General features: G+C 60.2%; 9 protein-coding genes and 1 pseudogene. 5 read left to right on the forward strand and 5 right to left on the reverse strand.

Features of this window, described 5'->3' with window-relative positions:
* Positions 1-10: 10 nt before the first annotated feature.
* The 5 genes and pseudogenes from AB3G88_RS12080 to AB3G88_RS12100 form a co-directional block, all read right to left on the reverse strand.
* Positions 11-900, reverse strand: a pseudogene (locus tag AB3G88_RS12080) (carbohydrate ABC transporter permease).
* An 88-nt stretch (positions 901-988) separates the two neighbouring features.
* Positions 989-2,272 (reverse strand): ABC transporter substrate-binding protein, encoded by a 1,284-nt coding sequence (locus tag AB3G88_RS12085; RefSeq protein ID WP_480454430.1) that lies wholly within the window; start codon positions 2,270-2,272, stop codon positions 989-991.
* Between the two features lie 281 nt (positions 2,273-2,553).
* A complete protein-coding gene (locus tag AB3G88_RS12090) occupies positions 2,554-8,871 on the reverse strand; it encodes a hypothetical protein (RefSeq protein WP_480454151.1) in 6,318 nt (2,105 codons plus the stop codon).
* Positions 8,872-9,012: 141 nt separating this feature from the next.
* A complete protein-coding gene (locus tag AB3G88_RS12095; protein ID WP_099585185.1) occupies positions 9,013-9,918 on the reverse strand; it encodes an AraC family transcriptional regulator in 906 nt (301 codons plus the stop codon).
* 72 nt (positions 9,919-9,990) lie between these two features.
* Positions 9,991-11,280: a glycosyltransferase gene (locus AB3G88_RS12100; RefSeq protein ID WP_480454153.1), complete on the reverse strand. Its 1,290-nt coding sequence runs from the start codon at positions 11,278-11,280 to the stop codon at positions 9,991-9,993.
* Between the two features lie 158 nt (positions 11,281-11,438).
* Here AB3G88_RS12100 and tpx point away from each other — a divergent pair, with 158 nt between their 5' ends.
* The 5 genes from tpx (at position 11,439) to AB3G88_RS12125 (ending at position 21,137) form a co-directional block, all read left to right on the forward strand.
* Positions 11,439-11,939 (forward strand): thiol peroxidase, encoded by a 501-nt coding sequence (gene tpx / locus AB3G88_RS12105; protein ID WP_480454154.1) that lies wholly within the window; start codon positions 11,439-11,441, stop codon positions 11,937-11,939.
* A 231-nt stretch (positions 11,940-12,170) separates the two neighbouring features.
* Positions 12,171-13,469 carry an MdtA/MuxA family multidrug efflux RND transporter periplasmic adaptor subunit gene (locus tag AB3G88_RS12110; RefSeq protein ID WP_480454155.1) on the forward strand — a complete coding sequence of 433 codons (1,299 nt, stop codon included), beginning with the start codon at positions 12,171-12,173 and terminating at the stop codon, positions 13,467-13,469.
* Complete coding sequence (locus AB3G88_RS12115) at positions 13,466-16,567, forward strand: MdtB/MuxB family multidrug efflux RND transporter permease subunit (protein ID WP_480454156.1); 3,102 nt, start codon at positions 13,466-13,468, stop codon at positions 16,565-16,567. Before AB3G88_RS12110 ends, AB3G88_RS12115 begins: the two co-directional genes overlap by 4 nt.
* Positions 16,564-19,671, forward strand: a complete 3,108-nt coding sequence (locus AB3G88_RS12120; RefSeq protein ID WP_191959425.1) for an efflux RND transporter permease subunit — start codon at positions 16,564-16,566, stop codon at positions 19,669-19,671. The genes AB3G88_RS12115 and AB3G88_RS12120 overlap by 4 nt, the downstream gene beginning before the upstream one ends.
* Complete coding sequence (locus tag AB3G88_RS12125; protein WP_480454158.1) at positions 19,668-21,137, forward strand: efflux transporter outer membrane subunit; 1,470 nt, start codon at positions 19,668-19,670, stop codon at positions 21,135-21,137. The genes AB3G88_RS12120 and AB3G88_RS12125 overlap by 4 nt, the downstream gene beginning before the upstream one ends.
* Positions 21,138-21,301 lie beyond the last annotated feature (164 nt).

The raw sequence follows: 21,301 nt of genomic DNA on the forward strand, positions 1-21,301 counted from the left end.
GGCGCGGCCCTCAAGGCTTGTCAGTCAGGTTTTTGCCGATCATCCGCACCAGGATGATCGCCGCGATATTGGCGATGACCACGGCAATCAAGCCGCCGGCCGACGCCATGCCCACGTCGAACTGCACCAGCGCCTGGTTGTAGATCAGATAGGCGAGGTTGGTCGAGGCGTAGCCGGGGCCGCCGTTGGTGGTGGTGAAGATTTCGGCGAACACCGAGAGCAAAAGATCGTTTCGATCATCACCACCACGGCAATCGGGCGGGCCAGGTGGGGCAGGGTCAGGTGCCAGAAGATCGCGATGGCGCCGGCACCGTCCAGGCGTGCGGCTTCCTTTTGTTCCTGGTCGAGGGATTGCATGGCGGTCATCAGCAACAGGATCGCGAACGGCAGCCATTGCCACGACACAATGATGATGATCGACAGCAACGGATAGTGCGCCAGCCAGTCCACCGGCTCGGCGCCGAACAGCTTCCATACGGCGGCAAGCACCCCCGACACCGGGTGGAAAATCAGGTTCTTCCAGATCAGCGCACCGACGGTGGGCATGATGAAGAACGGCGAAATCAGCAGCACCCGCACCAGGCCGCGACCGAAGAACTCACTGGCCTCCAGCAAGGCACTGATCAACACGCCGAACACCACGCTGATCAACAGCACGCTGCCCACCAGCAACAGGGTATTGGTGGCGCCGGGCAGGAAGCCCGAGTCCGTAATGAAGTAGGTGAAGTTCTCCAGGCCCACGAATTGGTTTTCGCCGGGGTAGAGCAGGTTGTAGCGGATCAGCGAAAAGTACAGGGTCATGCCCAGAGGCACGATCATCCACAGCAGCAGCAAGGCCACCGAGGGGCTGACGAGAAACCAGCCAGGGTTGGCCAGGCGGTTTTTGGCGGTTGTATTCATGGGGATCAAGACCAGTCAGGTACATGCAAACGCGGTCAGTGTGGGAAGGGCAAGCCCCCTCCCACATTTGACTGTGGTGAGGCTCAGGTTACTTGGGGTAACCGGCGCGCTTCATTTCACGCTCGGTGGTGGTCTGCGCCGCAGTCAACGCCGCATCCACCGTTTGCTGGCCGGTCAACGCACCGGAGAAGAACTTGCCGACCTGCGTGCCAATCGCCTGGAATTCGGGAATGGTCACCAACTGGATACCGATATACGGCACCGGCTTGAGCGTCGGTTTGGTCGGGTCCGCGACTTTCAGCGATTCCAGGGTCACCTTGGCGAACGGCGCGGCTTTCATGTACGCGTCGCTGTAGGTCGACTTGCGCGTACCTGGCGGTACGTTGGCCACGCCGTCGGTCTTGGCGACCAGTGCGCTATATTCCTTGGAGGTTGCCCAACTGGTGAACACTTTGGCGGCGTCCTTGGCCTTGGAGCTGGTCGGGATCGCCAGTGACCAGGAGTACAGCCAAGAAGTGCCTTTGTCGGTTTTTTCATGTGGGGCGAAGGTGAAGCCAACGTTATCGGCCACCTTGCTCTGGGACTTGTCGGTGACAAACGAGCCGGCCACGCTGGCGTCGACCCAGATCGCGCACTTGCCGCTGTTGAACAGCGCCAGGTTTTCGTTGAAACCGTTACTGGACGCCCCCGGCGGGCCGGATTTCTTCATGTTGTCGACGTAGAAGTTCAGCGCGTCCTTCCACTCGGGGCCGTTGAATTCAGGCTGCCACTTCTCATCGAACCAGCGCGCGCCATAGCCGTTGGCCAGGGTGGTGATCAGCGCCATGTTCTCACCCCAACCGGCTTTGCCACGTAGGCACAGGCCGTATTGCTCTTTGGTTTTATCCGTGAGTTTGGCTGCGAATTCGCCGATCTGGGTCCAGGTCGGGTGCTCGGGCATGCTCAGCCCGGCGTCCTTGAACAGGTCGGTGCGGTAATAGGTGATCGAGCTTTCAGCGTAGAACGGCAAGGCGTACAGCGAGCCTTTGACGGACAAACCGTCACGCACCGAAGGGAACACGTCGTCGAGGTCGTAGGACGCCGGCAGATCCTTCATCGGCTCCAGCCAACCCTTGGCGCCCCAGAGTGCAGCTTCGTACATGCCGATGGTCAGCACGTCGAACTGTCCGCCTTGGGTGGCGATGTCAGTGGTCAGGCGTTGGCGCAGCACGTTTTCTTCGAGCACCACCCAGTTCAGCTTGATCTCGGGATGCTCGGCCTCGAAGGTCTTCGAGAGCTTTTGCATGCGGATCATGTCGCTGTTGTTGACGGTGGCAATGGTCAGGGTCTGCGCGCCAAAGCTGACGGCGCTGAGGGTCATGCAGGTAGTCATGCAAGAACAGGCAAGCAGAGTTTTTGCTGTGAACTTCATCGCGCACTCCATTTCCGCGCCCAGGGGGCTACAGAAGGACAGTTATTGTTGTTGTGTCTTCCTACGGGGAGTCAGGAAGAGTGTGCGTTGATTACAGCCTTCAAATGGGGTTGTGACAAATCCTTGGGAGCACTTGGACTGATACTTTTTTGCACTGTAACGTAAGTCTGTTCACTGCAAGTCTGGGCAAAAGCGCTGCCCTCAGCAGCAGTCGCTTTTGCTCGTTATCTCAGTTGCCTATCTTATAAGAGGCTCTTCGGTTTTGTGGTAAACCCATTCACCCAGTCACTATCCATTGGACTTATGGGGCCAGTCCTCATCATTATTTGCATATTGTCGAGTTCCCATTGGCGCATGACTTCTACGAATTTCTGCGTGTACTCGCGCGCAGGGCAAGCGATGTCTGCCCACGGGTCGACAATCCATGCGTCGGCCCACTCAGCGCCCGAGAAGTTGATAGTTCTAGGCGGCTTTACACCAGGGCCGCCGACTACTGTAAAAGCGTGATCCACTGATGCCCTCCATCGGTACGCGCGGCCACCGCTTTTTTCAATAATGTCCTTGGACAGCAAGGCCATTTCGCCGCAGTTGCCGGCGCCCGTTTTCAAGATCAGGTCGGGATGGTTCGGTGCACCATGCTTCACTGTTTCGCGAATCCATCCAAGGGTCTTTGCTGCTGCTTCTGCGCGTGCCTCGTCGGCTTTTGAGCGTATTTGATTGCTGGGCCCCAGCCCGGTGGCCTTCATGGAGCGATTCACGCTGTCTTTTGCCTGGCGGGCATAGAATTCGTTTTGCTTGGCAGGTGCCCACGTGGAAAACCCGTCGGGTTTGGGCAATGCGGTCACTTGATTTGGCCTCAATGCAATATTTACCTTGATCACCTTGGCTTGCTGCAACTGATAAACGACCTCACGTTGTTGTTCAGGGGTGATGTTTTTACACCATTCCCTTAATTCATCGACTTCGTGTTTTGGGTATTCCAGGCGCTCCAGTTCGTCAAACGCAGTGTTGAGTTTGGGCAAGGCAATGAAATTGGCGTCAAACGGCACTTTGGTGACACGTTGGCGCAGTCTGAGTTTGTTCAGGTACTTGTCGACCAGTGGCAGCTCGCTAAACGTACATTTATTGAAGGTCAGTTCGTTGGGCGTGGGGGAACCCAGTTTGGCGTAGTAGAACTCGGCGGTATCAGCCTCTATTACCAGGACATTGTCGGCGCCGTCTTTGACGATTACCCCCCGAACTTCACGTTTGTCTTCGCAGGCATCACTGATCGCGTCCAGTTTGACCACGCGGGTTTCCTTTGCCAACTCGTCTGCCAACTCGTCGCCGGCTTCTGTGCGGAAAAAGCCAAATTCCGGATCATGTTTGAGACTGCCGCTGATCTCTGATTTGTAAATGATGGGGTCGTTTTGAGGCGTGGGGATCAGTTGCGGGCCCATTTCACCGTCAACCATCTTGTATCGACGACGTTCGAAAATGACAAACTGATCCTTTGTCAGCAAGCCCGGTTCCGAGGGAAACAGACGCTGATGTTCAAGCGCTTGGAGTTCCTGGGCCAACTCCCCGGAAACCTCCGTGATGACTTTGGAAAAGCACGTGTCATTCGCCGCGCGCCGGACCCTTGCTGCCCCAGTGGCAGGCGCTGGGCAGACGGCCTCAAACCCTTCGAGCGGCTTGAAGTGGTCGGCAGACTCCAGGTCAGTCAGCACGCCAGGGTTGCGCGCGTCATAACGATACACCTTGCCCTCATTGACCAGATCAAAGCCATGGGTGCGCGGCAGGGTGTAGGCGTCGGCAGCCAAGGGTCGTTGTGTTACCAACGCTTGAGTGCCGTCCGAAAACGTTTCTTGCCTCACGGCAGATGAGGTATCAGAGATGAAACCCTCCAGTGCCGGGCCGTAAGCCGCTTGCGTTTTGGCGTCGTAGGCGTACCAACTGCCGTCCTGATGCACCGCCGTGAGTTTGATCTGTGGCGTACTGCCCGAGCGAATCACAACGCCATTGGCTTTGTCGGCCCCCACGACAAGCTCATCGCCCAACTGTTCCCCAAGCGGGCTGCTCTGCATACGGCTGACAGCGCTGAGCGACTTCAGGGTGGTGGCGGTTGTCACATCCTTGAGCGCAATGTCTGCGCCTTCCTCGATACCAAACTTCTCGATGAACTTTGCCGAGGCCTTGGCGGCCGTCCAGGCCAATCCGGTTTTGGCCACGTTCCAGAGTTTGCCGGCGCCCTGTGTGGCGGCGTAAATCACAATGTCAATGGCCAGGTCTTTTACTGCTTCGGCATATTGGCCATGGTAGATGTCCACGATACTGGAACCGCCCGGCAAGAACCGTAAACCTTTCTGGAAGTAATCACTGGGCTCCAATCCATGTTCAACGGCGTTGCTCAACCCACGTTGTGAAGCTTTGAAAGACGCTTTATTCAGGTATATCGAGTCAACCAGCACCTCAGCCAGATGTTGTGTTCTTACGCTGTCGTAGTTGAGCGGCGTATGGGCTCCGCTCTCTTCATATAAGCGCCTCCTACCGTGATCTCGATTGGCTGGATCTACGAGAGCGTCTTGATCAATGCGCGTTAAAGTAGCCTCGGATTTGATTCCCGGCTGCGAGGATGTTTCGATGGTCAGCGTCTTGGTCTGGCCATTAATCACTGCCCGTTCAAGATCAGGGGCACGGACTATTTTTCCCTCTCCCGGATCAATCACAAACGCTCTTTGTTGCGGATAGTTGTTGACAATTAACGCGATGCCATCGTGGGCGCCTTTGACTTGAAAAATCCTCACGCTTCCGTTGTTGATGCTTTTGCGATCCTCCAACGGCAGTTGGCTCAACATGTTCTTGAACAGAGAGATAGTGTGTGTTCTGCGCAGGGAGAAGTCGTCTTCGAACGCTTTGTCAAATTGCTCATTGATGTCAGGCAGCTCGGAAGCCTGAGCGCTCAAGGTATCGAAGTTGGGGCCACGAGATTCCTCCCAGCGCCAACTTTCACCCAGTCGACCTGCTTCGTAAACATCGACAATGCTCGCTCGGATGCCGGAAAATATGCCCTCGGGCCCAAGCTTTTCGGTGAGGTACGGGCGTTCATAATTGATGTCGGTCCCCCATTTTTCCCTCAGTGCTTTAAGGGCCATTTTCCTTCTGTTTGGCGATTCAAAGGTCAGATAGTGTTTGGCTTCAGAGACGTCCTTGATGTGGCTTTTGAGCTTTTGCTGGCTGTTCGCGAGCTGTTCCAGGCTGTATTCGTCTTTGTCATTCCTCACGACATGGTTGTTGACGATGGCCCAATCCATGACCGGGTTCATCTGGGCGAAGGACTGCAGTTGGGCTTCACGTTCGTTGATGGGGGCGATCCGATGAAGTTTCATGACCTGCTGGAAGGTCATGTCCGCAGCCGCCCCGGGAGCGCTCAGTTCGATCCGATTGACGGCGGTGGTAAAGCTGACCCATTCGGGCGAGCCCATTGTTACGGTCGATGGCACATCGTTAACCAGCAGATAGGGCGCCGCCCCGCTCATCAACAGGCGCGCGGCGACTGGCGCAAGGTTTGCCGGGATTTTTTGTTTATCGGTCAAGTGTTGGGTGAACTGTTCACGAATCTTATCCGTGCCCAACCCCCAGTTATCCGACTGCATCAAGTCAAAGCCCGCAAGGCGATTGCGGGAGGTGCCGGCTGCTGGGTCAAGGTCCAGCACCAGGGCGGACAATAGCCATTGTTTAAGGCTGGTGACGGTTGCGACGCCTTTCATCTCGGTTTGCAGGTTGGTGGCGAGCTCAAGGGCGCCATTGCTGGAGAGAAGCCGGTCCAGTGCTCGGGACGGGCTGCTGCTATCGAGGTTGGGGACTTGAGTGCTCAGGTAGTCGAGGAGATGGGTGTTGGGACCTATCGTGTTTTTAACGGCCGCGTTCATTTTGTCGCGTTGGGCAGGGCTCAGGGGCAGGTCGGTGGAGAGAAACCCCCAGCGGTTACCCAGGGCCGGCGCCTGCGGCAGCGGCGTTTGCAAGGCCTGTAACAGGTTATCGGTCTGCGCGGCTGACTTCGCCTCGTACCAACCCTGATCCGCGAGAAACTTCTGTACGGTCGTCACGCCTTTGGGGCGGTGGGATGAATCTTGATCGACAATGAAACGGGTGTCGTCGTCGTTATCGATATTGCCGTTCTTGAGCTGGTTGATGAGTGCATACCGATCATTGCTATTGCCCAATGCGGTTTTTTGCTGGCTGAGCGAGCTCTCGATGCGCTCCGGGTGCCTGGGGCTATCGGGGAATCTCTTGGTGCGCTCCAGCAGTGACATGCTGCTTTCGAATGCCTGGGTGCCTGATTGCGCACTGATGCTGTAGAAATTGCACACCCATTCCAGCGGTGCGCTGCTGCTGGTGGTCTGAGCCAGGGTGATTGGCCTGTCGTTGGCGAATATCCTGGCGGCGGTCAACACCGGTTTGAGGACGTCGAAATAGTCGGGGTATTTTGCTGCAAAGTCGGCGGCCGTAAAGCGTTGATCGACGCCACGGACTTTGCCTGTCAGCGCATCGCTTATTGGGTCATAGCGCAGTGAAGACACATCCACCTGATGGGTTTTGGCCCATTCAGTGAAACCTGTCCCGTTGATGGCTTTGCTCAGGATACTGCGCCATTGGCCGAACAGGCTGTCAGCCGGGATCGGCCCGACCCTCTGTGGCGGCTCTTGGGTGGGGTTGGATTTCAGTTCGCGCATCGCGCGCAGCGTAGCGGCGGCCAGTGCGCTTTCGGCACTCGCCTCGATGTTTGCCTGGCGGTCTTCGAACGGTTCTGCGTCATTCATAGACTCGCCCGCCGCGTTCGCCAGCGTTTCGAGAGGGGATAAGGTGAGGGGCTGTTCAGCAAGCTGCAAGATGATGGCTTGCTGGGTTTTCTTCACGCTTGTGGAGTGGGCATCGTCCGCCTGCGGGCGGGTCAGGGCCTTGAATCCGTCGTTGCGGGCTATCTCTGTGCTGCTGCGCAAGCAAGCAAGGTGTTGTTTGCGCTGTCGGTCAGCTTCCGGGGGCGAGAGCGGGAGGTATTCGTTGTAAAACCGCATGACCGAGTGAAGCGATTCAGGTGCGGTGGAAGGGAAATCAACCAGGCTGTTGGAGCCCCCCGCCCACTGTAGCACTGCATGCTGGACCTCAACCCATGCGTCATCCCAGCCTGAGAGGTCGTTGCGCAGGAAGGTGGTGTCCACACCATTGACTTTGGCGATCAAGGTACCTGTCACAGGGTCGATGCGCATGCTGGACCGGTCAACGTTGTTGTCTTGCACAAACGTTGTAACCGCAGCGCCGTTCAGCGCAGCCGCCAGATTTTTGCGGGCTTGGCCGAATGTCGAATATTCCGGGATTGCGTGCAGGTCAGGCCAGAAGCCCTGAATCAGTGCCGCGCTGCACTGGCGGGCGAGCTCACGGTCGGCCTCCCGGACTTTTGCCGCTGCGGTCCCAGAGGCGAACCGTTCAATACGTTGGTTTAGTGCGTGTGGGGGTAACTGTGCGAGCTGTTGTTTGGCCGCCCTTTGACGCTGCTTGATCGGTGCGTATTGAGTGGCGTAAAGGGGGTCGTCGCTGACGAGCGCAGGGAATGTCTCTTTGCTGAGCAGTTGTCGGGCCATGAAGAGTGTGTCGTCACTGCCGACGCGACCCAGTGCAACACCATAGAAGGCAGCGACGTCGTAAGCCGATGCATGTTCACGGCCAAAGAACCTGATCTGGCCCCCGTCGGTTCCTGTCAGCTTCCTGGCGGCGGCCAATACGGTCGCTGAGGCCGCCGCCCAGTCGGCGTCTCGCTGAAGGTAGGAAAACGCCCGTCCATTTCTATATTCGGTCAGCCTGCCACTGGGATCAACGGACACTTGGGAAATATCAATCTTCTTGGCTTCGGCAAAAGATTTGAACGGTTCAGCGTGCAGTGCATCTGCCAGTTCAGCCCAGGCCTGGCTGAACGTGGAGTCTGGCGTGATGGCGACCTTCTCGTCATCGTCACCCCGGCGAATATCAGGGTCCTGGTACGAGAGTCGCGAGCGGATCAGTGCGTTGCCGACATTAATCGCCAACTGCCGGTCCGCATGGTCAACCAGCGCATCGGCGAATCGGCCAATCGAGGCCGAGCGCGGGTCTGGAGAAGAACCTGGGTTCTGCAGGTCCCGGCGTGATCGTGATGGCACCTCGCGCGGGCGCTGCGTGCGGGGTAAAGGGTTATCGAGAATGTCCTGAACCAGCTCGGCGTAGGTCTTTTGCGAATTGAGGGCACTTGGCTGATTCAAAAGTTGCGCCACTTCGTTGCGCAGTATCGGGTCCGTCAACGGATCGGCGCAGTTCTTTACGCGTTGATCAATCTGCTCGGCCAGGCTTGGCTGGTCTTTTGTTTGCGTCTGCCGGAGCAGGTACTCGATACGCTGCCAGGCAGGAGCGTCAGTGTGTTGGCTGTTGTGGGGTGAATGAAAAAAATCGATAACCCTGGCTACCGCCGAGACGGCAGGCGTTGTGGTTGGGGCCTGTCCAATGGGGCGCAGTGAAGTGACAGGCGGGAGTGAAGTGTGAGTACTGATCATGCCAAAAAACCTATTGCCGGGTTATCAGGAAGGCGTCAGTCGCTCCAATGAGCGAGCAGACATGCCGTAGCTGAGTGGCAAAGGCTTTGTAACGGTTCCAGCACTCTCAGATGCGTCCTCCCGGTACGCGACAATCAATATTCAAGCCAGGTTCTGCTCGGTCAGCCGCTGTACCGCCAGGCGCCGGTAGTGGGAAGGGGTCATGCCTTTAAGCTGCTGAAAGCGCCGGTTGAAGTTGGAAATATTGTTGAACCCCGACTCAAAGCACACATCGGTGACGGCCTTATCGCCATCTGCCAGCAATTCGCAGGACTTGCTGATGCGCAGCCGATTGACGAACTCGATAAACGTGCGCCCGGTGGCCTGTTTGAACACCCGCGAAAAGTACGTCGGCTTCATGCCCAGGTACTCAGCGACTTCCTCCAGCGGCAACTCGCGGGCGTAGTGGGCGAAGATGTAGTCCACGGCGCGGTTGGTGCGGTCGATGCTGTGCTCGTCAGCCAGCTGTGGCGTGGTCACGCCGGACAGAAGCTGATAGTCCTCACACGCGCTGAGCACTTCCAGCAGGATAAAGAAGTGGCCCAGGCGTGCCATGCCCTGGGCGTCTTCGATGCGTTGCATCAGGGTCACGGCCTGGGCGATGGTCTTTTTGCAGCGGAACTCGATGCCGTACTGCGCCCGTTCCAGCAGCGGGGCAAGGGTCTTCAACTCGGTGAAGATATGGCTGCCGTTCTCCAGCAAGTCATCGGTGAAGTTCACCAGCATGTCGCGCTTGGGCACCACTTCGTCTTCCTCCACCTGGCTGATCCAGTTATGGGGCAGGTTGGGGCCGGTGAGGAACAGACTTTCAGGGTAGAAGTTGCCGATGTAGTCGCCGATAAACACCTTGCCGGAGCTGGCGACGATCAGGTGCAGTTCGTATTCCTTGTGGAAGTGCCAGCGCACCAGCGGGCAGGGGAAGCCGTGCTGGCGATAGATGATGGACAGACCGTTGTGGTCGTCCATCAGTTCATAGGAAGGATCGGTGATGCGCGCTGCTCGGGTCATGCTGGCGTCGCTTTATTGTTGGTTGCGACCCGAATAATGCCCCCTTGTGCGCGACCCTGCCAGCGTCGGCGTTTAGAACGTGCGGTTTTTCGCCTCGATCCACTGGGACATGTACTGGGTACTTTTGTGGGCGTGATGGCGCAGCATGCTGCCGGTGAAGTTGTCGCGGCGATGAGCGGCGAGGTGGCGGCGGCAATGCTCCAGGCACTCCACCAGCGCGGGGCCGTGGACGTTCTGGTCGTAGCGGCGGGCAATCAACTGGCGCCCGTCTTCCTGGGCCTGGGTCCAGCGCTCGCGGTCCTGGTACAAGGCCACCGCGGCGGCGGCCAGGGCCGGCGCGCTGGGTTCGATCATGCCCGGCCATGGCTGCTCATCACCCATGGCCTCGGCGCCGATGGGCGTGGTGATGTTCGGCGTGCCGCACAGCATCGCGTCCGCCAGCTTGCCCTTGATGCCCGCGCCAAAGCGCAGGGGGGCAAGGCAAATGCGTGCGGCGCGCATCACTTGCAGCGCATCTTCGGCCCAGTTCATCACATGAAAACCCTGGGCCGGGTTGTGCAGGGCGGTGGCCTTGGGCGGGGTGTAGGCGCCGTAGATATGCAATTGCGCGCCGGGTAACTGTTGTCGAATCAGCGGCCACAGGCTGTTCTTCATCCATAGCACGGCGTCCCAATTGGGCGCGTGGCGGAAGTTGCCGATGCTGAGGAAGTGCGCGCGGTCCTCAAAGGGAACGAAGGCTTCGGTGGCGGGCTCCAGCATCAGCGGGCACCAGTGGAGCAGGGCGGCAGGCACCTTGAACTGCTCGGTCAGCAGGCGTATTTCCACATCGGAGATCATCAGGTTGATGTCGCAGCGGTAAATCGCTGCGATTTCGCGCTTGGCCACATCGGTGTCGGCCATCAGCTGGAATTCTTCCTCCAGCGCGGGCGCAAACAGGGCGCTGAAGTCGTCGCTGTCGGGATAGGTCTTGAGGTGGTTCTTGAGCCGTTGCTGGCGTGCGTCGCGCAGGCTATGCAGGTCGCAGGTCTCCAGCACGCGCAAGGCGTCGGGGCAGTATTTTTCCACGCGCCAGCCGAACTGCTCTTCCATCATGAAACGGTCGAACAACACGATATCCGGGGCGAGTTGGCAGATAAAATCATCGAAACTGCTGTTGTTGAGCTCGATGGCGCATTCGGCGATGCCCAGGGCGAGCAGGTCGGCCTTGTGTTCGCCGAGTGCGGCAGGGCTGCTGAAGGTAACCTCCCAACCTTGCGTAAGAAAAGTTTCCAGAATCTGCATCATGTGCCCGCCTGCGGCCGAGGAACGCGGCTCCGGCCAGACATAACCAATGACCAGAACTTTGGTGGCAGGCGGTTTCATCAACAACAGCTTCCTTAAAGGGCGGGCGAAAAGCGCGCAATTAAACCACAACCGGCACGCATGACAATTTGTGTCTGGCGGTAGGTCGCCACGGCACTTTGTGGTTAACTTCCGCCTCTTGAATTCGTTTAACCAAAACCCGCATAAGGATTCCGTTCATGGCTCAAGTCACCCTCAAAGGCAACCCGGTCCAGGTTGAAGGCGAATTGCCGAAAGTCGGCGCCAAAGCTGCAGACTTCACTCTGACCGCCGGCGACCTGTCGGACGCAACCCTGGCTACGTTTGCCGGCAAGCGCAAAGTGCTGAACATCTTCCCAAGCGTCGATACCCCGACCTGCGCGACGTCGGTGCGCAAATTCAATGCCCAGGCCAATGATGTAGAAAACACCGTGGTGCTGTGCATTTCCACCGACCTGCCATTCGCCCAGGCACGCTTCTGCGGCTCCGAAGGCCTGGAAAACGTGAAGAACCTGTCGGACTTCCGTGATCCTGCGTTTGCTCAGGACTTTGGCGTGGCAATCGCTGATGGCCCGCTGCGCGGCCTGACTGCCCGCGCCGTCGTGGTGCTGGACGAAAACGACAATGTGCTGCACAGCGAGTTGGTCAAGGAAATCGCTGAAGAACCGAACTACGAAGCAGCATTGGCTGTTCTGAAGTAACTGTTTCTACGCATGTCTGTCGTTTTGCAGTAACACCCGTGATACATGATTGCGGCCTGGCCTAGTCCAGGCCGTTTTCATTTGTGCTTCAGACGTTTAGGGAAATAGCCGACGGACTAAGCCCAGACGTTAAAAGTTGTAAGCCCAAGGTAAATAGCCGGTAAAGGCGCTTTTCTTAATGCGCCCCAGTGCTTATCTTTCAGCCTCCCAAAGAAGAAGCTCTCGCGCCCAATGGTTGATCACTCCATGCAATCCTCCCCCCGCAACTCCCGTCGTTGGCTGTTCGGCCTGCTCGTGCTGCTGGTTATCGCCGGTCTGTGCTGGAAATTCTGGCCCGGCGGCGCGGCCCAAAAAGACGCACCGGCCGGGCACACCGGCAAAACCGGCATGGCGCGCCCCGGCTTCGGCGGTTCCACTGGCCCGGTGCCAGTGCGTGTGGCGCCGGCGGTGCTGGGAGAGTTCCCGGTGTACTACAAGGCGTTGGGCACGGTCACCGCGCTCAACACCATTAATGTACGCAGCCGGGTGGGCGGAGAGCTGGTGAAGATTGCCTTTGAAGAAGGGCAGATGGTCAAGGCCGGTGATCTGCTGGCCGAGATTGACCCGCGCAGCTATCAAAACGCCTTGCTCCAGGCCCAGGGCACGCTGATGCAGAACCAGGCCCAGCTGAAAAACGCCCAGGTCGATGTGGAGCGTTATCGTGGCCTGTACGCCCAGGACAGTATCGCCAAGCAGACTCTGGACACCGCCGAAGCGCTGGTTTTGCAATACCAGGGCACGGTCAAGACCAACCAGGGCGCGGTCGACGACGCCAAGCTCAACCTTGAATTCACCAGGATCCGTGCCCCGATCGCCGGTCGCGTCGGCTTGCGCCAGCTCGACGTTGGCAACCTGGTGGCCGCCAACGACACCACCGCCCTGGCCGTGATCACCCAGACCCAGCCGATCAGCGTGGCCTTCACCCTGCCGGAAAATACCCTGGACACCGTGCTCGCCCGTTACCACGCCGGCAACAAGCTACCGGTGGAAGCCTGGGACCGTGGCGACGTCAAACAGCAGGCCATCGGCGTGTTGCAGAGCCTGGACAACCAGATCGACGTCACCACCGGCACCCTGAAATTCAAGGCGCGTTTCGATAACAAGGACAAGGCGCTGTTCCCCAACCAGTTCGTCAACGTACACCTGCTGGCCGACACCCTGCACAACGTGGTGCTGGCGCCGTCTGCGGCGATCCAGTTCGGCAACAGCGGCACCTTCGTCTACAAGCTCGATGGCGATAAGAAGGTCAAGGTTCAGCCCCTGGTAGTCGGCGATACCGACGGTGAAAACACCGTGATCAAGGAAGGCCTGGTCGCCGGTGACCGTGTGGTGCTCGAAGGCACCGACCGCCTCAAGGAAGGCAGCGAAATCGAAGTGGTCAACGACAGCACCGAAGTCCCGACCACGCCAACTGAACACCTGCAAGGCAAACCCGCGGCGAAAGGGGAGACCGGCGCTGACGCCGGCAAGGCGCAAAAGGTCGGCGCATGAACCTGTCGCGGCTGTTTATCCTTCGCCCGGTCGCCACCACGCTGAGCATGCTGGCCATCGTCCTGGCCGGCATCATCGCGTACCGCTTGCTGCCGGTTTCGGCCTTGCCCCAGGTGGATTACCCGACCATCCGGGTGATGACCCTGTACCCCGGCGCCAGCCCCGACGTGATGACCAGCGCGGTGACTGCGCCCCTTGAGCGCCAGTTCGGGCAGATGCCCGGCCTGACCCAGATGGCGTCCACCAGCTCTGGCGGCGCGTCGGTACTGACCCTGCGTTTCAACCTCGACATCAATATGGATGTCGCCGAGCAACAGGTGCAGGCCGCGATCAACGCCGCCACCAACCTGCTGCCCAAGGATTTGCCGGCACCGCCGGTGTACAACAAGGTCAACCCGGCAGATACCCCGGTGCTGACCCTGGCCATCAGTTCCAAGACCATGCTGCTGCCCAAGCTCAATGACCTGGTCGACACGCGCATGGCGCAGAAAATCGCGCAGATCAGCGGCGTCGGTATGGTCAGCATCGCCGGCGGCCAGCGCCAGGCCGTGCGCATCAAGGTCAACCCCGAGGCCCTGGCGGCCAACGGCTTGAACCTGTCGGATGTGCGCACCTTGATCGCCGCGTCCAACGTCAACCAGCCCAAGGGTAACTTCGACGGGCCGACGCGGGTGTCGATGCTGGATGCCAATGATCAGTTGGTCTCGCCCCAGCAATACGCCGAACTGATCCTGGCCTACAACAATGGCGCGCCGTTGCGCCTTAAAGACGTCGCGCAAATCGTCGATGGCGCCGAAAACGAGCGTCTGGCCGCCTGGGCCAATGAAAACCAGGCGGTGCTGCTGAACATCCAGCGCCAGCCGGGCGCCAACGTCATCGAGGTGGTAGACCGCATCAAGGCGCTGCTGCCGAGCATCACCGACAACCTGCCGGCCGGCCTCGACGTCACCGTACTCACCGACCGCACCCAGACCATCCGCGCCTCGGTCAAGGACGTACAGCACGAATTGCTGATCGCCATCGCCCTGGTGGTGATGGTGACCTTCCTGTTCCTGCGCCGGGTCAGCGCGACAATTATTCCGTCCATCGCCGTGCCGTTGTCCCTGGTGGGCACCTTCGGCGTGATGTACCTGGCCGGGTTCTCGATCAATAACCTGACGCTGATGGCCTTGACCATCGCCACCGGCTTTGTGGTGGACGATGCCATCGTGATGCTGGAGAACATCTCCCGTTACATCGAGGAAGGTGAGACCCCAATGGCCGCCGCCCTCAAGGGCGCCAAACAGATTGGCTTCACCCTGATTTCCCTGACCCTGTCGCTGATCGCGGTGCTGATCCCGTTGCTGTTCATGGCCGACGTGGTGGGGCGCCTGTTCCGTGAATTTGCCATCACCCTGGCAGTGGCGATCCTGATTTCCCTGGTGGTGTCGCTGACCCTCACGCCGATGATGTGCGCGCGGTTGCTCAAGCGTGAGCCCAAGGAAGCAGAGCAGGGCCGTTTCTACAAGGCCAGCGGCGCCTGGATCGACTGGATGATCGAAGCCTATGGCCGCAAGTTGCAGTGGGTCCTCAAGCACCAGCCGTTGACCCTGCTGGTGGCCATCGCCACCCTGGGCCTCACCGTGGTGCTGTACCTGGTCGTGCCCAAAGGCTTCTTTCCGGTACAGGACACCGGGGTGATCCAGGGCATTTCCGAGGCGCCGCAGTCGATTTCCTTTGCAGCGATGAGCCAGCGCCAGCAGGCACTGGCCAAGATCATCCTGGCGGATCCGGCGGTGGAAAGCCTGTCGTCCTACATCGGTGTGGATGGCGATAACGCCACCCTCAACAGCGGCCGCCTGCTGATCAACCTCAAGGCCCACGGCCAGCGCGACTTGAGCGCAGCCCAGGTCATCGCCCGGCTGCAACCGGAAATCGACAAGTTGGTGGGTATCCGCCTGTTTATGCAGCCGGTGCAGGACCTGACCATCGAAGACCGCGTGAGCCGCACCCAGTACCAGTTCAGCATGTCCTCGCCGGATTCCGAGCTGCTGGCGCTGTGGAGTGACAAGCTGGTGCACGCCCTTGGCCAGTTGCCGGAACTCACCGACGTTGCCAGCGACCTGCAGGACAAGGGCTTGCAGGTGTACCTGGTGATCGACCGTGATGCGGCCTCGCGCCTGGGCGTCAGTGTGTCGACCATCACCGACGCGCTGTACGACGCCTTCGGCCAGCGCCAGATTTCCACGATCTACACCCAGGCCAGCCAGTACCGCGTGGTATTGCAGGCCCAGGCCGGCGAAACCCTCGGCCCGGATGCGCTGAACCAGATCCATGTGAAAACCACCGATGGCGGCCAGGTGCGACTGTCGAGCCTGGCCCGTGTCGAGCAGCGTCAGGCGCAGTTAGCCATCGCCCACATCGGCCAGTTCCCGGCGGTAATGATGTCGTTCAACCTGGCCCCCGGCGTGGCGCTGGGCAAGGGCGTGGAGCTGATCAACCAGACCCAGGAGGACATCGGCATGCCGGTGGGCGTGCAGACCCAGTTCCAGGGCGCGGCCCAGGCGTTCGAAGCCTCGCTGTCGAGTACCTTGCTGCTGATCCTGGCGGCGGTGGTGACCATGTATATCGTGCTCGGCGTGCTCTACGAGAGCTATATCCACCCGATCACCATCCTGTCGACCTTGCCGTCGGCCGCGGTGGGCGCCTTGCTGGCCTTGCTGCTCAGTGGCAATGACCTGGGCATGATCGCGATCATCGGCATCATCTTGCTGATCGGTATCGTCAAGAAGAACGCGATCATGATGATCGACTTCGCCCTCGACGCCGAACGCAACCAGGGCCTTGACCCGCAGACCGCGATTTACCAGGCCGCGCTGTTGCGTTTCCGGCCGATCCTGATGACCACCCTCGCGGCGTTGTTCGGTGCGGTGCCGCTGATGCTGGCCACCGGCTCCGGCGCGGAATTGCGCCAGCCGCTGGGCCTGGTAATGGTCGGCGGCCTGCTGGTGAGCCAGGTGTTGACGCTGTTCACCACGCCGGTGATCTACTTGTACTTCGATCGCCTGGGGCGCCGCTGGCGCAAAGAGCCGCAACGCCTGGAGCCGGTTGAGCCATGAACCTGTCCGGACCTTTCATCCGCCGGCCGGTAGCGACCCTGCTGCTGAGCCTGGCGATCATGTTGCTGGGCGGGGTGAGTTTCAACCTGTTGCCGGTGTCGCCGCTGCCGCAGATCGACTTCCCGGTGATCGTGGTTTCGGCAAGCCTGCCGGGGGCCAGCCCTGAGGTGATGGCCTCGACCGTGGCCACACCGTTGGAGCGCTCCTTTGGTGCGATTGCCGGCATCACCACCATGAGCAGTTCGTCGAGCCAGGGCTCAACCCGGGTGATCCTGGCGTTCGACTCCGACCGTGATATCAACGGCGCGGCGCGGGAAGTGCAGGCGGCGATCAACGCCTCGCGCAACCTCTTGCCCAGCGGCATGCGCAGCATGCCCACCTACAAGAAGATCAACCCGTCCCAGGCGCCGATCATGGTGCTGTCGCTGACCTCGGACGTGTTGCAAAAGGGCCAGCTCTACGACCTGGCCTCGACCATCCTGTCCCAAAGCCTGTCCCAGGTGCCGGGCGTGGGCGAAGTGCAGATCGGCGGCAGTTCACTGCCGGCGGTGCGCATCGAGCTGGAACCCAAGGCCCTCGACCAGTACGGCGTGGCCCTGGACGATGTGCGCAATACCATCGCCAACGCCAACCAGCGCCGGCCCAAGGGTTCCCTGGAAGACAGCGAGCGCAACTGGCAGATCCAGGCCAACGACCAACTGGAAAAAGCCAAGGACTACGAACCGCTGCTGATTCGCTACCAGAACGGCGCGGCCCTGCGCCTGTCGGATGTGGCGAAAATCACCGACGGCGTTGAAGACCGCTACAACAGCGGCTTCTTCAACAATGAGCCGGCGGTGCTGTTGGTGATCAACCGCCAGTCCGGCGCGAACATCATCGAGACCGTCCGCCAGATCAAGGCGCAACTGCCGGCGTTGCAGGCCGTGCTGCCGTCCAGCGTCAAGCTCAGCCTGGCCATGGACCGCTCGCCGGTGATCACCGCCACCTTGCACGAAGCCGAGATGACCCTGCTGATTGCCGTCGGGCTGGTGATTCTGGTGGTGTACCTGTTCCTCGGTAACTTCCGCGCCTCGCTGATCCCGACCCTGGCGGTGCCGGTGTCGCTGGTGGGCACCTTTGCGGTGATGTACCTGTACGGGTTTTCGCTGAACAACTTCTCGCTGATGGCGTTGATCCTGGCCACCGGCCTGGTGGTAGACGACGCCATCGTGGTGCTGGAGAACATTTCCCGGCATATCGACGATGGCGTGCCGCCCATGAAGGCGGCGTACCTGGGCGCCGAGGAAGTCGGCTTTACCTTGCTGTCGATGAACGTGTCGCTGGTGGCGGTGTTTCTCTCCATCCTGTTCATGGGCGGGATCGTTACCAGCCTGTTCCGTGAGTTTTCCATCACCTTGTCTGCGGCGATCATTGTCTCGCTGGTGGTGTCCCTGAGCCTGACCCCGATGCTCTGCGCCCGCTGGCTCAAGCCCCATGTCAAAGGCCGGATGACCGGCTTGCAGCGCTGGAGCCAGAAGATCAACGACCGCATGGTCGCCGGCTACGCCACGAGCCTGGACTGGGTGCTGCGCCATCGGCGCCTGACCTTGCTCAGCCTGTTGATCACCGTGGGCGTGAACATTGCGCTGTACGTGGTCGTGCCGAAAACTTTCATGCCCCAGCAGGACACCGGCCAGTTGATCGGCTTTGTGCGCGGCGATGATGGCCTGTCGTTCAGTGTGATGCAGCCGAAGATGGAGATCTTCCGCCAGGCCGTGCTCAAGGATCCGGCGGTGCTCAGCGTGGCCGGCTTTATTGGCGGCAACAACGGCACCAACAACGCGGTGATGCTGGTACGCCTCAAGCCTATCAGCGAGCGTAAAGTGTCCGCCCAGGCGGTGATCGAGCGCCTGCGCAAGGACGTGCCGCTGGTGCCGGGTGGGCGTCTGTTCCTGATGGCCGACCAGGACCTGCAATTTGGCGGCGGTCGCGACCAGACCAGTGCGCAGTATTCCTACATCCTGCAAAGCGGTGATCTGGCCGCACTGCGCCTGTGGTACCCGAAAGTCGTCACCGCGTTGCGCGGGCTGCCGGAACTCACCGCCATCGACGCCCGTGAAGGTCGCGGCGCGGCCCAGGTCACGCTGATTGTCGACCGTGACCAGGCCAAGCGCCTGGGCATCGACATGGACATGGTCACCGGGGTGTTGAACAACGCCTACAGCCAGCGGCAGATTTCCACGATCTACGACAGCCTCAACCAGTATCAGGTGGTGATGGAGGTCAACCCCAAATACGCCCAGGACCCGATCACCCTGAACCAGATGCAGGTCATCACCGCCGATGGCGCGCGCGTGCCGTTGTCGACCATTGCCCATTACGAGAACAGCCTGGCGGATGACCGTGTGAGTCACGAAGGCCAGTTCGCCTCGGAAAACATCGCCTTCGACATGGCCGAAGGGGTGACGGTGGAGCAGGGCACAGCGGCTATCGAACGGGCGATTGCCAAGGTCGGTTTGCCCGAAGATGTGATCGCCAAGATGGCCGGTACCGCCGATGCCTTTGCGGCGACGCAGAAGGGCCAGCCGTTCATGATCCTCGGCGCGCTGGTGGCGGTGTACCTGGTGTTGGGCATTCTGTACGAAAGCTACATTCACCCGCTGACAATCCTCTCGACACTGCCTTCGGCCGGTGTCGGCGCGTTGCTCGCCATCTACCTGACGGGGGGCGAGTTCAGCCTGATCTCATTGCTGGGCCTGTTCCTGTTGATCGGCGTGGTGAAGAAGAATGCGATCTTGATGATCGACCTGGCACTGCAACTGGAGCGCAATAATGGGATGGGCCCCCTTGAATCAATTCGCAGCGCCTGCCTGCTGCGGTTGCGGCCGATCCTGATGACTACGTTGGCGGCGATTCTCGGTGCCTTGCCCTTGCTGCTCGGCATGGGCGACGGCGCGGAAATGCGCCGGCCTCTGGGCCTGACCATCATTGGTGGCCTGGTCTTCAGCCAGATCCTGACCCTTTACACCACTCCGGTGGTTTACCTTTATCTCGACCGCGCGCGCCATCGTTTCAACAAATGGCGCGGCGTGCGTACCGATGCTGCCCTGGACACTGCGCTATGACCGATTCAACCTTTGCCAAATTGGCCATGACCCGCGGTTTCCGCGTCGCGAGCCTGGTGCTTTGCGGTGCATTGCTCAGCGCCTGTGCCATCGGCCCGGATTACAAACGCCCGGATGTCATCGAACCGGTGCAATTCAAGGAAGCCCAGGGCTGGCGTCAGGCCACGCCGAGTGATTCCCTGGCCCGTGGCGCCTGGTGGGAGTTGTACGGCGACCGTCAGCTCAATGACCTGGTGGTGCGCCTGAACAACGCCAACCAGACCGTGGCCCAGGCCGAGGCACGTTTTCGCCAGGCCCAGGCGTTGGTGCGCAGCTCACGCGGGGCGTTTTACCCGACGGTCGACCTGAGCGCCGGTAAAACCCGCGCCAGCCAGGGCACCGGCAGCAGCAGTGCCAGCCTCAGCAGTTCCAGCAGCGGTATCCGCGACACCCTCAATGCCCAACTCGGGGTGAGCTGGGAAGCCGACATCTGGGGCAAATTGCGCCGAGGCCTGGAGGCCAACGAGGCCAGCGCCGAAGCCAGCTCGGCAGACTTGGCGGCGATGCGCCTGAGCCAACAGTCCGAACTGGTGCAAAGCTACCTGCAACTGCGGGTCATGGACGAGCAGACCCGGCTGCTGCAAGCCACGCTGGACACCTACCAGCGTTCCCTGCAAATGACCGAAAACCAGTACCGCGCCGGTGTCTCCGGCAAGGACGCGGTGGCCCAGGCGCAAACCCAGCTCAAGAGCACCCAGGCCAGCCTGATCGACCTGATCTGGCAGCGTGCGCAACTGGAAAACGCCATCGCCGTATTGATCGGCGAAGCCCCGGCCAACTTCAACCTCGCCGTGAGCAAGGACATTCCAGCATTGCCGCAGATTCCCGTGAGCCTGCCGTCGCAACTGTTGGAGCGCCGCCCGGACATCGCCTCGGCCGAACGCTCGGTGATCGCCGCCAACGCCAATATCGGCGTGGCCAAGGCGGCGTACTACCCGGACCTGAGCCTGAGCCTGGCCGGCGGCTACTCCAGCAGCACCTACGCCGACTGGATCAGCCTGCCGAACCGCTTCTGGTCGGTGGGGCCGAAACTGGCGATGACGTTGTTCGATGGCGGCCAGCGCTCGGCTGAGGTCGACCGTACTGTGGCCAGCTACGACGAAACCGTGGCCAAGTACCGCCAGACGGTGCTGGATGGCTTCCGCGAAGTGGAAAACTACATGGTCCAGCTCAAAGTGCTGGAAGACGAGGCGGTGGTCAGCAATGAAGCGCTGGACGCGGCACGCGAGTCGCTGCGCCTGACGCAGAACCAGTACAAGGCGGGGCTGATTGCCTATCTGGATGTGGTCACCGTACAAGCGACTGCCCTGAGTAACGAGCGTACCGTGTTGACCTTGCTGCAAACGCGGCTGGTGGCCAGTGTGCAGTTGATCGCGGCGTTGGGCGGTGGCTGGGACGGTCAGACCGCGATTGATGCCAAGGACTAGCATCGTGCCCCAAATGTGGGAGGGGGCTTGCTCCCGTGACAACCTGATAGCCGACGCGTATCTAATTGATGCCCCGCGATTTAAATGTGGGAGGGGGCTTGCCCCCGATGGCGGCTTGACAGCCGACCAGGATGTTGGATCTGACCGAGTACATATCCGTTTCT

It is taken from the genome of Pseudomonas arvensis (assembly GCF_056688935.1).

Coding starts and splice junctions, on each gene's coding strand:
- AB3G88_RS12100 (WP_480454153.1), bottom strand. CDS start 11,280: ATGAAACCGCCTGCCACCAAAGTTCTGGTCATTGGTTATGTCTGGCCG.
- AB3G88_RS12120 (WP_191959425.1), top strand. CDS start 16,564: ATGAACCTGTCCGGACCTTTCATCCGCCGGCCGGTAGCGACCCTGCTG.
- AB3G88_RS12110 (WP_480454155.1), top strand. CDS start 12,171: ATGGTTGATCACTCCATGCAATCCTCCCCCCGCAACTCCCGTCGTTGG.
- tpx (WP_480454154.1), top strand. CDS start 11,439: ATGGCTCAAGTCACCCTCAAAGGCAACCCGGTCCAGGTTGAAGGCGAA.
- AB3G88_RS12125 (WP_480454158.1), top strand. CDS start 19,668: ATGACCGATTCAACCTTTGCCAAATTGGCCATGACCCGCGGTTTCCGC.
- AB3G88_RS12095 (WP_099585185.1), bottom strand. CDS start 9,918: ATGACCCGAGCAGCGCGCATCACCGATCCTTCCTATGAACTGATGGAC.
- AB3G88_RS12085 (WP_480454430.1), bottom strand. CDS start 2,272: ATGACTACCTGCATGACCCTCAGCGCCGTCAGCTTTGGCGCGCAGACC.
- AB3G88_RS12115 (WP_480454156.1), top strand. CDS start 13,466: ATGAACCTGTCGCGGCTGTTTATCCTTCGCCCGGTCGCCACCACGCTG.
- AB3G88_RS12090 (WP_480454151.1), bottom strand. CDS start 8,871: ATGATCAGTACTCACACTTCACTCCCGCCTGTCACTTCACTGCGCCCC.